General features: G+C 36.6%; 12 protein-coding genes. 6 read left to right on the top strand and 6 right to left on the bottom strand.

The features are described 5' to 3' along the window. Positions 1 to 4: 4 nt before the first annotated feature. Positions 5 to 2,248, bottom strand: a complete 2,244-nt coding sequence (locus Q0983_RS05855; protein WP_299550180.1) for a TonB-dependent receptor — start codon at positions 2,246 to 2,248, stop codon at positions 5 to 7. A gap of 346 nt (positions 2,249 to 2,594) precedes the next feature. Here Q0983_RS05855 and guaB point away from each other — a divergent pair, with 346 nt between their 5' ends. Then, entirely contained in the window at positions 2,595 to 4,067 is a 1,473-nt protein-coding gene (gene guaB, locus Q0983_RS05860; RefSeq protein ID WP_299550182.1) for an IMP dehydrogenase, read from the top strand. A 176-nt stretch (positions 4,068 to 4,243) separates the two neighbouring features. Here guaB and Q0983_RS05865 read toward each other — a convergent pair whose 3' ends face one another. From Q0983_RS05865 to Q0983_RS05875, 3 genes are all read right to left on the bottom strand, one after another. Continuing rightward, positions 4,244 to 4,867, bottom strand: a complete 624-nt coding sequence (locus tag Q0983_RS05865; protein WP_299550184.1) for a tRNA (guanine-N1)-methyltransferase — start codon at positions 4,865 to 4,867, stop codon at positions 4,244 to 4,246. A 121-nt stretch (positions 4,868 to 4,988) separates the two neighbouring features. Next, entirely contained in the window at positions 4,989 to 6,437 is a 1,449-nt protein-coding gene (locus Q0983_RS05870) for a glyceraldehyde-3-phosphate dehydrogenase (protein ID WP_299550186.1), read from the bottom strand. A 142-nt stretch (positions 6,438 to 6,579) separates the two neighbouring features. Beyond that, positions 6,580 to 7,989, bottom strand: a complete 1,410-nt coding sequence (locus Q0983_RS05875) for a trypsin-like peptidase domain-containing protein (protein ID WP_299550188.1) — start codon at positions 7,987 to 7,989, stop codon at positions 6,580 to 6,582. 246 nt (positions 7,990 to 8,235) lie between these two features. Between Q0983_RS05875 and dapF the strand changes: the two genes are divergently transcribed. From dapF to Q0983_RS05900, 5 genes are all read left to right on the top strand, one after another. Then, complete coding sequence (gene dapF, locus Q0983_RS05880; protein WP_299550190.1) at positions 8,236 to 9,009, top strand: diaminopimelate epimerase; 774 nt, start codon at positions 8,236 to 8,238, stop codon at positions 9,007 to 9,009. Then, a complete protein-coding gene (locus Q0983_RS05885; protein WP_299550192.1) occupies positions 9,006 to 9,542 on the top strand; it encodes a GNAT family protein in 537 nt (178 codons plus the stop codon). Before dapF ends, Q0983_RS05885 begins: the two co-directional genes overlap by 4 nt. After that, the gene (mltG, locus tag Q0983_RS05890) at positions 9,532 to 10,575 is read left to right on the top strand and encodes an endolytic transglycosylase MltG (RefSeq protein WP_299550194.1); all 1,044 of its coding nucleotides are present in this window, start codon (positions 9,532 to 9,534) and stop codon (positions 10,573 to 10,575) included. Before Q0983_RS05885 ends, mltG begins: the two co-directional genes overlap by 11 nt. Before the next feature lie 2 nt (positions 10,576 to 10,577). Continuing rightward, entirely contained in the window at positions 10,578 to 11,489 is a 912-nt protein-coding gene (locus Q0983_RS05895; RefSeq protein ID WP_299550196.1) for a DUF2279 domain-containing protein, read from the top strand. 111 nt (positions 11,490 to 11,600) lie between these two features. Further along, positions 11,601 to 12,251 carry a peptidoglycan-binding protein LysM gene (locus Q0983_RS05900; RefSeq protein WP_299550198.1) on the top strand — a complete coding sequence of 217 codons (651 nt, stop codon included), beginning with the start codon at positions 11,601 to 11,603 and terminating at the stop codon, positions 12,249 to 12,251. 8 nt (positions 12,252 to 12,259) lie between these two features. Here the strand turns inward: Q0983_RS05900 and Q0983_RS05905 are convergent, their stop codons facing one another. Both Q0983_RS05905 and Q0983_RS05910 read right to left on the bottom strand, forming a co-directional pair. Continuing rightward, a complete protein-coding gene (locus tag Q0983_RS05905; RefSeq protein WP_299550200.1) occupies positions 12,260 to 12,976 on the bottom strand; it encodes an SAM-dependent methyltransferase in 717 nt (238 codons plus the stop codon). A gap of 7 nt (positions 12,977 to 12,983) precedes the next feature. Further along, the gene (locus Q0983_RS05910) at positions 12,984 to 13,436 is read right to left on the bottom strand and encodes a low molecular weight protein-tyrosine-phosphatase (RefSeq protein WP_299550203.1); all 453 of its coding nucleotides are present in this window, start codon (positions 13,434 to 13,436) and stop codon (positions 12,984 to 12,986) included. Positions 13,437 to 13,447 lie beyond the last annotated feature (11 nt).

Here is a 13,447-nt window from a genome sequence, read left to right on the forward strand (position 1 = left end):
TATTTTAGAATCTTAATTCGAAACCACCATAAGCACCAAATGGGTGTCCTGGTCTAAGGCCTGCAGGAACTCTGGAAACAGCATAAGTTTCATCTAATAAGTTAATAATTCTACCAGATAAGCTTATGTTTTTTGAAAGGTGATATTTACCAGATATATCTATGATAAAGTTAGAATCGACCAATTCATTACTGGGTATAGTACCATTGCCCGCTTGCGTTCTAAACTCTCCGTTGTAACGCCCATTTAAGTTGAGTTCGTACTTTGCGTGTTCCAGCGAAGCGCCAAAGTTAAATTGATGTTTCGGAATGTAAGGAAGTTCATCACCTTCATTAACCTCACCCCAAAGACTGTCGTCACTTCCAAAACTGTTCAAAAACTCAGTATTGGTTAATGTATACCCAAATGTTAATGGTAATTTTAATTTATTGTTTTTAGCTAATAAATCATAGTTTAATAAAAATTCTATACCGTTTACAGCTACCTCACCGGCATTAAATTGATCTAGAGAGCCAGTACCTCCGGTAGCCGCTAGATCGTTACCAAGTAAATTGCTATAATCATTATAGAAACCAATTAATTCACCTTGTATTCTTCCTAAAGAAAAACGAGAACCAAGTTCATAGTTGATACTCTCTTCTGCTTTTTCACCTTCCTGATTACCAGGAGGCGAAAATCCTTTGTGTACACCGCCAAATAAGGAGACTTGTTTCGAAAGTTGATAACTAAAACCAATACCAGGTATAAATACATCTACCTTATTTTCTCTGGTAGAAAGGTCATTGCCTGTTCTGCCAAAATCAGATGTTCCGTAGTTATCTCTTTGAAGCGTAATGTTTTCATATCTAATTCCAGGTGTTAAAGTTAAATTATTGTACTTCATTTTGTGCATAACATATCCGGCAAAAGCTTTGGCACTACTAATTCTGTTTGCTTCCGAACCTTCAGGAGCATCAAAGGTTAGATTCATAGCACCATTAATGATGTTGTAACCGTCTTCCCATTGAAAACGATCTTCCTCATCATAATGATATCTTAAACCAATTTCCAGATCATGAAAAGTATTATTACCATACCAGTGATAATCCAGCTTGGTTTGAATACCTTTAGATAAGTATTTTCTATTGTTAGCTTTGACAAGTAGTTCATCATTATTTGAATTGACAACGCCCTTTAAGATTGAAAAATGATCTGGATATGTTGCAGGATTTGAAACTACTTCTGCTATTTTTTGTTTATCTCCATTAAAAATAACATCATCCAGTTTGTACCAATTTCTTGTAGTACGATTGTAGTAACCGTCAGTTGTGATTCTAAAGTTTTTATTCAAGTTTAATGTATGGCTTACTTGTAATTGAATATGGTCTGCATTCATTTTATCTATTTGAGAAGCAGCATATCTACTAAAGGGAGATATATTGAAATCCTCTTCAGAAAGCCCTAAATAAGTTTCATTGGATACTTCGTCATAATAGTGAAACTTAAATTCTAAAGCTTGTTGTAACAGAGCATCTTTATTGCTGTGTATCCTAAATTTAGCAACTACATCGTCTATATTAAATCCTGTATTACTTCCATTAGGTAAATTTTTAAAGCCATCAGAATTGTAATTAAGATATTCAACCATATATCCAATGTTCGTTTTATTATCCCCGACTTTGGCATGAATTAAACCTGTATTAAAGCTTCCTAGGCTAGCTCTAACATTTCCTTTAAAGGAATCCGGTATTTTAGTAGAAACCATATTAATAGCTCCACCTGTTGTGAATGGTCCATATTGAACTTGACTACTTCCTTTTAGGATCTCTACAGCTTCCATTCTGGCTACAGAAGGAAAATAGTAAGCAGCAGGAGCACTATAGGGAGCGGGAGCAATGAGGATACCGTCTTCCATTAATGAGATTTTAGCACTTCTTTCAGGTGACGTACCCCTCAAACTTATATTAGGTCTTAAACCAAATCCGTCTTCCTCATAAAAAGTTACTCCAGGTACAGTTTTTAATACACGATTAATATCTGTATAACTTTGTTTTTTTAGTTCATCTGGTGAAATATAATAAGCGGAACCCGTTCTATTTTTGGCTACATACTTGTTTCCAAAAATAGTGCCCGACTTAATAATCACTTCGTCAAGTTTTTGAATAGAATCTTTAGTTTTTTCTTCAGGGTGTTCTTCAGGGTTTTCTTGGGAGTTAATATTGCCAATTGTAGCTATACCCAGTAACAAAAATAAGGTCAGTTTTTTCATTTATTTAGACTAATTAAAAATAATTATTGTTTCTGGTATGCAAATCTATATTGTATATTTAGTTTTTCAAAATTTATTTAGAATAAATAAAAATAAAGTTTTTAAAATTCTGTTTATCAGTTATTTATGATTCTATTTTTTGTATGATGTTCTTTTTTTGTAGAGAATTACGTACAATTCTTTGTCTTAAATTGATGTGTTTTTTGATTTATGGTTACTTAGATAAATTACTTTGAAGTCTATTTAGTAATTTATAGGTTTAATTTTAGCTTGGTGATTATCACTTTTTAAGCCTAAATTCATTTATAAATTGTATATTTGCACGCAATTATAACGTAATTGCACCATGACTGCACATCAAAATAAGATAGTAGGAGAGGGTTTAACCTACGATGACGTCCTTTTAGTTCCGGCATTTTCAGAAGTACTTCCGCGCGAAGTAAATATCCAAACCAAATTCACACGTAACATTACCATTAATGTGCCTATAATTTCGGCCGCAATGGATACGGTTACAGAAAGTAAGATGGCCATTGCCATGGCACAGGAAGGTGGTATTGGCGTTCTTCATAAGAATATGACCATTGAGGCGCAAGCTAACAAAGTAAGACGTGTAAAACGTGCGGAAAGCGGGATGATCATGGATCCGGTAACCTTACCAATGGATGCTGTGGTAAGAGATGCAAAACGCGCTATGGCGGAACATGGTATCGGGGGGATTCCCATTGTTAATGATGAAGGTACCTTAAAGGGTATTGTCACTAACCGGGATCTTCGCTTTGAGCACAAAAATAAAAGGCCCATCGTTGAGGTAATGACCGGTGAAAACCTCGTAACCGCTCCGGTTGGAACGTCGTTATCGGACGCCGAGATCATTCTTCAAAAACATAAAATTGAAAAATTGTTAATAGTTGATGATAACTATAAACTTTCCGGTTTAATTACGTTTCGGGATATTACCAAGTTAAGCCAGAAGCCCATTGCCAATAAAGATAAATACGGACGTTTACGTGTTGCTGCTGCCATAGGTGTTACAGCGGATGCTGTGGAGCGTGCCGAAGCTCTGGTAGGGGCGGGTGTTGATGCTGTGGTTATTGATACGGCCCATGGGCACACCAAAGGCGTGGTTACCGTTTTAAAAGAGATAAAAGAAAAATTCCCGGAATTGGATGTTATTGTTGGAAATATAGCAACGGGTGCTGCCGCCAAATATTTGGTGGAAGCAGGAGCCGACGCTGTGAAAGTAGGTATTGGTCCCGGATCCATCTGTACGACGCGTGTAGTGGCCGGTGTTGGTTTTCCACAATTTTCTGCGGTTTTAGAAGTTTCTGCAGCCATAAAGGGAAGCGGTGTTCCTGTAATTGCCGATGGTGGTATCAGATATACAGGCGATATTCCTAAAGCCATTGCGGCCGGTGCGGATTCGGTTATGCTAGGATCGTTGCTGGCGGGAACTAAGGAATCGCCTGGAGAGACTATCATATATGAAGGTCGTAAGTTTAAATCCTATCGTGGCATGGGCTCTGTGGAAGCTATGAAACAAGGTAGTAAAGACCGTTATTTCCAGGATGTGGAAGATGATATTAAAAAATTAGTACCGGAAGGCATTGTAGGACGTGTCCCTTATAAGGGCGATCTATATGAAAGCATTCACCAGTTCATAGGTGGTTTACGTGCCGGTATGGGGTATTGTGGTGCCAAAGATATTGAAACGTTAAAAGCGCATGGGCAATTTGTAAAAATTACAGCCAGCGGCATCAATGAAAGTCATCCACATGATGTGACCATTACCAAAGAATCCCCTAATTATTCAAGATAGATACATAGCAAGAATCAAATAAAAAACTGTCTAAAGAATATTTGAAATTGTCATTCTGAATTTATTTCAGAATCTCATTTTACTGATTATTAGAGACTATGAGAACCTGAAACGAGTTCAGGTTGACAAAAATTTAGTTTTTTAGACAGCTTTTTTAGTTTTTTATGTGATATTATTTATTGCACGCCTTTTTGTTTGTTTATTTCATCTTGCAATTGACGTCTTACTTTTTGTTCGCGTTCCAGAGCAATTCTACGGTGCTCGTCAAACTCTTCTTCAATTTCAGCAAGGTTTTGTTTTGCCAGTTTGGTAACGGCATTACTGTTTTTAAACCTATAAATAAACAAGATAAGCAGTGCCAGTAAAGCAGCTATAATGGTCCACATAAGCATATTATAACCGGTTTTACTCATCTGCATACCAAACAGTGCCATACTGTCTTTTTCCTTATTGGTATTATCTAACGTGGTTTGCGTTTGTGTCAAATTGCTCTTTAACTCATTAATTTCTTTATCCTGACTTGTTATAGTGGCATTTGAATTAGATAATTCTTTCTTCAGCGTATTAATGGAATCTATAGTATGTCTTTGTAAGCTAAGAAACATACTGCGCTTAACGGCTTCATAAGCTTGCCCGTTAGTGCCCTTGAAATTACCGGATTTTCTTAGTACAAACTCGAATTTTTCGTTTATAGAACCATCGTTTATAGACTGTGATTGCTGACTTTCCTGCGCATTTAATGATGTAAACGAAATAAATAGAAAAAGGAAAATAAAAGTAGATAGCTTAAAGCGATTCATTTATGATTGGTTTAAATGGATTAATTTGGTTTCTACGAAGTTAAAAATTTATATTTATATAAAGCCTCACTTGGTGAGGCTTTTGTATATACGATTAAAATTCAATATCAGATGTCTTCTGTTAATAATAAGTATAACGTCTTACTTTGGCAATATATTTTGCAAGTCTGATCACCTGATGACTATAGCCATATTCATTATCATACCAAATATATAGAATCGCATTTTTTCCGTCAGATCTTACAATAGTTGCTTTGCTGTCATAAATGGAGGGTGCTGAACTACCAACAATATCACTGGAAACCAATTCATCACTGAGCTCGTATTTAATTTGCTCCACCAGATCACCTTCCAGGGCATATTTCTTTAAAATAGTGTTTATACCGTTTAAAGTGGTTTTCTTTGCCAGTTCTAAATTTAAAATGGCTAAGGAGCCGTTTGGAACCGGAACCCGTATGGCATTTGATGTCAATTTCCCTTTTAAACTTGGTAAGGCTTTAGCAACGGCATTACCGGCACCGGTTTCGGTGATAACCATATTTAATGCTGCTGCACGGCCGCGACGGTATTTTTTGTGAAAATTATCTACCAAATTCTGATCGTTCGTATAAGCGTGAATGGTTTCCAAATGACCAGATTTTATACCATAAGAATCTTCAATAGCCTTTAAAACAGGAGTAATGGCATTGGTAGTACAGGACGCTGCCGAATATATCTTGACTTTATCCGGGTTGTTCTCTTTATGATTAACGCCATATACAACGTTGGGTACTTCTTTACCCGGAGCTGTCAATAAAACCTTTTCTATACCTTTGGCTTTTAAATGCCTGCTTAACGATTTTTTATCTCTAAAAGCACCGGTATTATCAATGACCAATGCTTTATTGATATTGAATTGTGTATAATCTATATCCTCCGGAGCATTGGATGATATGACCTTTACCGTGGTACCATTGATTATAAGGGCGCTATTTTTAACATCTATGGAAACCGTTCCGGGAAAATCACCATGCACAGAATCATTGCGTAACAAAGACGCTCTTTTTTCAAGAATAGTTTCATCAATGGTACCTCTGGTCACAATAGCTCTCAAACGCAATTGACTGCCCTTACCGGTTCTTACCATTAATTCCCGGGCAACCAGCCGTCCAATTCTGCCAAAACCATAAAGCACCACATCTTTGGGCTCAATGCCATTGTTCTTATCTGCATCTTTAAGCTTTCTGGCAACAAAGGCCGTAGCGTTGGCATGTTTATTGTCATCCAAATGAAATTCATAGGTCAGTTTACCGATATCTAATTTAGCAGGAGGAATGTCCAGGGTTTTAATGGCTCTTGCAATTTCAACAGAATCAAAAATAGAAATGGGTTTTTGAACAAATTTACCCGCATAATCATGCAAGTTTAAGATCTGACTTACGTTTCTGTCGATCAATTGATTTCGAAAAAGAACCAGTTCAATGGACTTGTCGTACCAAAGGTCACTTACTGTTTTTATAAACTCAACAGTAGCTCTTCTGCGGTCTGCCTGAAATGCCAGTTCTTTTTCATAAGTTTCATTAAAGTTCATGCTTAAATGGTTTAGTCGTGTGTTTAAGTTTGTGGCAAAATTATCATATTTCAAACGTTTTCGTAGCACATTTTAACAAAAAAATAACCCCTTTAATTTTACTTAAAGAGGTTATGCTACTTATTTACGTTTTTAAGGAAATCTATCTGAAATTAAAATGGTCTTTTTCGCCTTTGGAATTAATGAGTTCTATTCTTAACCCGTCATAATCAGACTTGTTTTTGAGAGCACTTTGAACATCATCAACAGAATTTACTTTAATGCCGTTAATAGACGTGATAATGCTTCCTTCTTCAACACTGTTTTTTTTCCAGTAGTCTGCATAGGTTTCATCCAAACTAATGATTTTTACACCGTTTGAAGCTTTGAGCTTTTTCAGGTCTTTTTCTTTGGCATTTTTAACTTCACCAACTAAGGGCATTGTATAAGTTTCATTTTTTAATAACGTTACAGGAACCGTATTTAGCTTGCCATTTCTGGCATAGGTAACGTTTACAACATCGTATGGTCTTTTAGAGTTTATTTGACCGGTAAGATCTGCAAATTTAGAAATCTTGATATTATTGATCTTTTTAATGATATCACCTTCTTGTAATCCGGCTTTATCCGCTCCAGAATCTTCAACAACATCGGCAATGTAAACACCTTCGGTATCATTAATGCCCAGCTCTTCTGAAGCCTTACTGTTTAAAGTGCCTCCTCTGATCCCTAAAATACCGTTCTGAACATTACCGTATTCCATAATATCTTCAATAACCTTTCTGGCAATATTACTTGGAACCGCAAATGAATACCCGATATAAGAACCTGTTTGCGACGTAATGGCAGTGTTAATGCCAATGAGTTCGCCATTCGTATTTACAAGTGCACCACCGGAATTTCCAGGGTTTACGGCCGCATCTGTTTGAATAAAAGACTGAACATTACCCGGGTTTCCGGAAATATCTCTTGCCTTGGCACTAATAATACCGGCAGTTACTGTTGATGTTAAATTAAACGGATTTCCAACGGCTAAAACCCATTCGCCTATTTTAGCATTGTCAGAATCACCAAACGTTACATAAGGTAAATCTTCATCAGGTTCAATTTTTAAGAGGGCTATATCGGTTTTGGCATCGGCACCTATCAATTTGGCTTCGTATGTTTTGTTGTTATTCATGGTCACCGATAATTCCTGAGCGTTTTTTATAACATGATTATTTGTGATAATATAACCATCGGCATTGATAATAACACCTGATCCTGTCCCTAATTGCGGGCGTTGAGAACGTCTTCCGTAAAAGAAATCTTCAAAAGTCATTTGCCCGGAGGTCATTGACAGATTTTTTACGTGCACAACAGCATTCACCGTATTTTCTGCGGCCGAAACAAAATCCGGAGCTTCGGTAGTATTATATAAGGTGCTTAAATTACTTGTAGGTAAAAAGGTAGGTGTAGTTTGCGTGTTATCAATAACTACAGTGTTTTCTTTTTCTAAAAATAATTTGTAGGCTCCAAGTGTTAAAACGCCGCCTAAGGCCGAAATCAGTACTAACGATAAGATCTTCTTCATAATTTTTCAGTATTAAGTTTTATTTAAAAATGACGCCTCGAATTTTTAATTTGAGGTTTCCTTTGAAATTGTCATTCCCGTGTGCCACACTGAACTTGTCGAAGTGAAGACGGGAATCCTTACAACGATTAAAATTAAATATTTATTGAGTTATGATTTTTGTTTTAACGGTATTTTAACGCCAACTTTAACTCCTATTTAACAATCAATAAAACGGTTTTATATTCATATATTTGTTCTCTGATTATGCAGCAAACTTTTTATAAATATCAAGGAACGGGAAACGATTTTGTGATGATTGATAATCGTCAATTAACGTTCGACAAAAATAATACCAAACACGTCGCTTTTTTATGCGACAGACGTTTTGGCATAGGGGCGGATGGTCTTATTCTATTGGAAGATCATGATACTTTGGATTTTAAAATGGTTTATTATAATTCTGATGGAAATGAAAGCACGATGTGTGGCAATGGCGGACGTTGTTTAGTAGCTTTTGCGAGACAGCTCGGTGTCATTGAAAATAAGGCTGTTTTTGAAGCTATAGACGGTTTGCATCACGCCTTCATTGAAGGTGATATAGTCAAATTACAAATGCTGGATGTTGACGTCGTGGAGAAACATGAAAACCATGTGTTTTTAGATACCGGATCTCCTCATCACGTTCAATTTGAGGAGGCTATTGAAACCTTTGATATTAAAATCGAAGGCGCCAGAATCAGATATGGTGCACCTTATAATGACATTGGTAGCAATGTGAATTTTGTTAAAAAAATAACAGATGATACCTTTACCGTTAGAACCTACGAACGTGGCGTTGAAGACGAAACCTTGTCTTGTGGTACAGGAGCCACCGCAGTAGCTTTGGCTATGCATGCTATTAAAGAAACCAATGATAACCTGATCAATTTAAACGTACAGGGCGGTGAGTTAAAGGTGTCTTTTGATGTTGAAAACGGCGTCTACAAAAACGTATGGCTTATTGGTCCGGCAAAATTTGTGTATCAAGGGACGATATGACGACACTTAAAGGAGAACATATCTACTTACGTGCTTTGGAACCGGAAGATCTGGAGTTTGTTCATGCGGTTGAAAACGATGAAACCATCTGGGACATTAGTAGCACACAAACCCCGTTTTCCAAATTCATAATCAAACAGTATATAGAAAACGCTCATAAAGATATTTATGAGGTGAAACAATTACGATTGGTTATATCAAGTTATAAGGATGTGCCCCTTGGAATGATAGATATTTACGATTTCGATTTTAAAAACAGCAGAGCCGGTATTGGTATTTTAATAAAAGATAGTAAAACCCGGGGGAAAGGTTATGGTACCGAGGCGCTTAAATTATTGGTGTCTTATTGTTTTGCTCATTTGGGCTTACATCAGTTGTATTGTAATATTTCTGAAGAGAATGAAACCAGTATTAAGCTTTTTAAAAGCCAGGGATTTAAGCAGGTTGGCCTTAAAAAGGATTGGAACTACGTGAATAGTTCTTATAAAAACGAGTATTTATTTCAGCTCATAAATAAACAAGATGTACATTAAAAAAATTCTTTGGGCCGTTGCTTTGCTAGGATTAGCGGTTGCAGGTTATTTCGCCTACTATATCTATTCCGCTATGATGGCACCTAATACGGCATTTAATAATGAAGAAGCCTATATCTATATCAGATCAACCGACACTTACAAAGAGGTTAGGGAACAGTTAGAGCCTTTGTTAAAAGATATAGATAAGTTTGATGCTTTGGCAAAACAGAAAAAGTACATCAGTAATATTAAAGCCGGAAAGTTTGCCATAAAGAAAGCTATGAGTAATAATGATATTATTAACTCTATCAGAAGTAACAACTTACCGGTGAAAGTATCATTCAACAATCAAAATTCGCTGGAAAAACTGGCTGGTAGAATAGCGCTTCAAATTGAAGCGGATAGTGTTGCTTTATTAAATGCCATGAAAGATCAGGCGTTTTATTCTGAAAATAATTTTAAAGATGAAACAGCTTTAGGGATGTATTTACCTAATAGTTATGAGCTTTTCTGGAATACCTCGGCAGAAGCGTTTAGAGACCGTATGTTAAAGGAATACAATCGTTTTTGGAACGAATCGCGTTTAAGTAAAGCTAAAGGGCTCGGTTTATCGGAAGACGAAGTCATGGCGCTGGCTTCCATTGTATATGAAGAATCAAAACAACCAACGGAGCAGCCAAGAATTGCAGGTGTTTATATAAACAGGTTGGAGATAGGCATGCCTTTACAGGCAGACCCGACACTTAAATTTGCTGCTTATAAGTTGCCAAAATATAAGAATACAGTTATTAAACGCGTGCTGAATGTTCATAAGGAAATAGAGTCTCCGTACAATACCTATAAATATGCCGGTTTGCCTCCGGGACTTGTCACTATGCCAGATTTATCAGCAATAGAAGCTGTTTTAAATTATGAAAAACACAAGTATTTGTATTTTGCCGCTGATCCTAAACGCGTTGGCTTTCATAAGTTCGCTAAAACGTTGTCACAGCATAATGTGAATGCCAGAGCCTATCAAAAGTATTTGTCTTCACAAGGAATTTATAAATAGGAGTGAAGTGGCTTGATGTCATATATCTTTTTCTGGCTGCATTTGTGTCAACAGCATCATTTTCACAATCAAAACTCGATACTTTTTTAACGCCAAGCGATACTTTAAACAAGCCCAGGAGAGACTTAGTGGTTATTTCTGAGACCACTCTGGCTACCGCTTCGTTAGTTGGATTAAATCAGCTTTGGTATTCGGATTTCGATCGTTCAAAATTCCATACGGTTAATGACAATAATGAATGGCTTCAAATGGATAAAATGGGGCATGTGTTCACATCGTATCAATTGGGCAGAGTAGGAGCTGATTTAATGCATTGGAGTGGTGTGCGTAAAAAAGACCAGTTACTGTATGGCGCCACACTTGGATTCGGGTTTTTAACCGCGGTTGAAGTGTTAGATGGCTATTCCAAAGAATGGGGTTTTTCGTGGGGTGATATTGCTGCAAATGCTGCGGGAACGGGACTCTATATTGGGCAAGAATTACTGTGGAATGAACAACGAATTGACGTAAAGTACTCATTTCATCAAACAAAATATGCTCCACAGAACCCTGAAAAGCTGGGAAAAGGCCTTTTGGAAGAAGTTTTGAAAGATTATAACGGGCAAACTTATTGGCTAAGCGCCAATTTGCATTCTTTTTTTAAAGAAAGTAACATTCCAAAATGGCTAAATGTGGCTGTAGGCTACGGTGCAGAAGGGCTGCTAAGCGGGGCGGAAGATATTGACAGTCAGTTGTTAACAAATAATTCCAGAAGACGTCAGTTTTTTTTAAGTTTTGACGTAAATTTGAATAAGATTAAGACCCAATCTTCCCTAATAAGAACAATTTTTAGCATTATTAATATGATAAAAATGCCTTTTCCTACGTTAGAAATTAGTAAAAAAAGGTGTGTTTTTCATCTATTCTACTATTAAATATAGTATTTAAACGAGTAGTTTTGAAGTTATTAAAATTTTTTATAATTTTGCACGCTCAAATTTCAAGGCATAGTTTTTGAAAAAATTATGCTGAAAAAATTTAGAATTATGGTAAAGAATATTGCAAGTTATTTTACCCTCGGGCTTACAATATGCTTTTTATTGTATGTTTCATTTTCCTCAAATGAAACAGTAGACTTGAGTAAGTATTCTACAAAAGGACTGGACTTAGACTATACAGTTGGTTCAGAAGATGCTGGAGACAGGGATCTTATAGCATCTAACGAAGTTTTCTCTCCTTATTTAGGTAAATCTTTTGTTGGTTTTAAAGAAGCGGTTGCTTTTAAAGAATCAAGAGGTGATTATGCCTGTGTAAATACCTTTGGTTACTTAGGTAAATACCAATTTGGAAAGGAAACTTTAAAACTGATTGGAATTAATAATCCAAATGAGTTTTTAAACGACCCAAAACTTCAGGAAAAGGCATTTATTGCTAATGCTGAAAGGAACAAGTGGATTTTAAGACGTGACATTAGAAATTTTGTTGGAAAACGAATTAATGGTGTTATTGTTACCGAATCCGGAATTTTGGCAGCTGCGCATTTGGCAGGGCCCGGAAGTGTTAAAAAGTACTTGAGAAGTTACGGACTTGATAATTTTGCCGATGGCTTCGGAACCACGGTTTATACTTATATGAAGCGTTTTTCAGGTTACGATACTTCTTTTATCAAACCTAACAAAAAGGCAAAAGCTATCTAAAACAACGTTTAGCTTTTATGAATAATAAATATGGTAGGTCTTTTATGAAGGTCTACCATATTTTTTTTCCATGCATTGACCGTTTTTGTTTTAATGAATTCTGTAGAAAGCGTAATATCACAGGCTACACATACATTAGTGCTAGCTCCTAAAACGGATGTAATATCTTCCAACATTTTATTGTTTCGATAAGGCGTTTCAATAAAAATCTGGGATTGATCTTGTTCGAACGACAGACGTTCTAACCGTCTCAATTCGTTTTTTCTTTCACCTTTGTCAATAGGGAGGTAGCCGTTAAAAGCAAAACGTTGCCCGTTCATCCCGGAACTCATTAATGCCAGTAAAATAGAAGAAGGGCCTACTAAAGGAATCACCTTAATATCCTTTTCATGGGCAATTTTAACAATTTCGGCTCCGGGGTCTGCAACGCCCGGACAACCGGCTTCAGATAGCAATCCAACATCATCGCCCTTCAGGCAAGGGTTTAAAAAGCCTGGTATGTCGGTTATTTCCGTGTGTTTGTTTAGGGTAAACAGCGTTAACGAAGGCTGTGGCTTCGAAGGTGTTATTTTTTTTATGAAGCGTCTGGCCGTTTTTTCGTTTTCAACAATAAAAATATTGAGCTTTTCAATGGTATATTGAACAGTGGCCGGTAAAACCTCTAAGGGGTTATTATCACCTAAAGTAGTGGGAATTAAATAAAGGTTTCCTTTACCGGTGTTCATTGATGTTCTAACTTAAATTTTCTGCAATGACAGAACAGGCTTCATCCAGCATTTTATATACATTTTCAAAACCCTGATCACCACCGTAATACGGATCCGGAACATCATAATTTTGATTCGGGTATACTTCGTTCAAAATCATATTGACTTTTTCAGTATCGTCCTCATTTCTCGCTAACCGCGTTACGTTGTGGTAGTTAGATTCATCCATCACGTAAATAAAGTCGAAATCATCAAAATCATTAACGGTAAACTGGCGACCTCTTAAATGCGCTATTTCCAGGCCGTATTTCCTGGCAACTGCAATAGAGCGCCTGTCCGGTTGACTTCCCGTATGATAATTAGCGGTTCCGGCAGAATCAACAAAAAAAGAATCGGCGTTTAGCTTTGATTTTAAAATGCCTTCGGCTAATGGTGAACGACAAATATTGCCCAAACAAACCATTAGTATTCTAGTCATTGGAATGGAAT

It is taken from the genome of Seonamhaeicola sp., from assembly GCF_028281565.1.
Taxonomy (GTDB): domain Bacteria; phylum Bacteroidota; class Bacteroidia; order Flavobacteriales; family Flavobacteriaceae; genus Seonamhaeicola.

What these genes read in the sequence shown, in the direction of transcription:
- Q0983_RS05875 (WP_299550188.1), bottom strand. Translation starts at nt 7,989, where the DNA reads ATGAAGAAGATCTTATCGTTAGTACTGATTTCGGCCTTAGGCGGCGTT.
- Q0983_RS05910 (WP_299550203.1), bottom strand. Translation starts at nt 13,436, where the DNA reads ATGACTAGAATACTAATGGTTTGTTTGGGCAATATTTGTCGTTCACCA.
- Q0983_RS05855 (WP_299550180.1), bottom strand. Translation starts at nt 2,248, where the DNA reads ATGAAAAAACTGACCTTATTTTTGTTACTGGGTATAGCTACAATTGGC.
- guaB (WP_299550182.1), top strand. Translation starts at nt 2,595, where the DNA reads ATGACTGCACATCAAAATAAGATAGTAGGAGAGGGTTTAACCTACGAT.
- Q0983_RS05905 (WP_299550200.1), bottom strand. Translation starts at nt 12,976, where the DNA reads ATGAACACCGGTAAAGGAAACCTTTATTTAATTCCCACTACTTTAGGT.
- dapF (WP_299550190.1), top strand. Translation starts at nt 8,236, where the DNA reads ATGCAGCAAACTTTTTATAAATATCAAGGAACGGGAAACGATTTTGTG.
- Q0983_RS05900 (WP_299550198.1), top strand. Translation starts at nt 11,601, where the DNA reads ATGGTAAAGAATATTGCAAGTTATTTTACCCTCGGGCTTACAATATGC.
- Q0983_RS05885 (WP_299550192.1), top strand. Translation starts at nt 9,006, where the DNA reads ATGACGACACTTAAAGGAGAACATATCTACTTACGTGCTTTGGAACCG.
- mltG (WP_299550194.1), top strand. Translation starts at nt 9,532, where the DNA reads ATGTACATTAAAAAAATTCTTTGGGCCGTTGCTTTGCTAGGATTAGCG.
- Q0983_RS05870 (WP_299550186.1), bottom strand. Translation starts at nt 6,437, where the DNA reads ATGAACTTTAATGAAACTTATGAAAAAGAACTGGCATTTCAGGCAGAC.
- Q0983_RS05865 (WP_299550184.1), bottom strand. Translation starts at nt 4,867, where the DNA reads ATGAATCGCTTTAAGCTATCTACTTTTATTTTCCTTTTTCTATTTATT.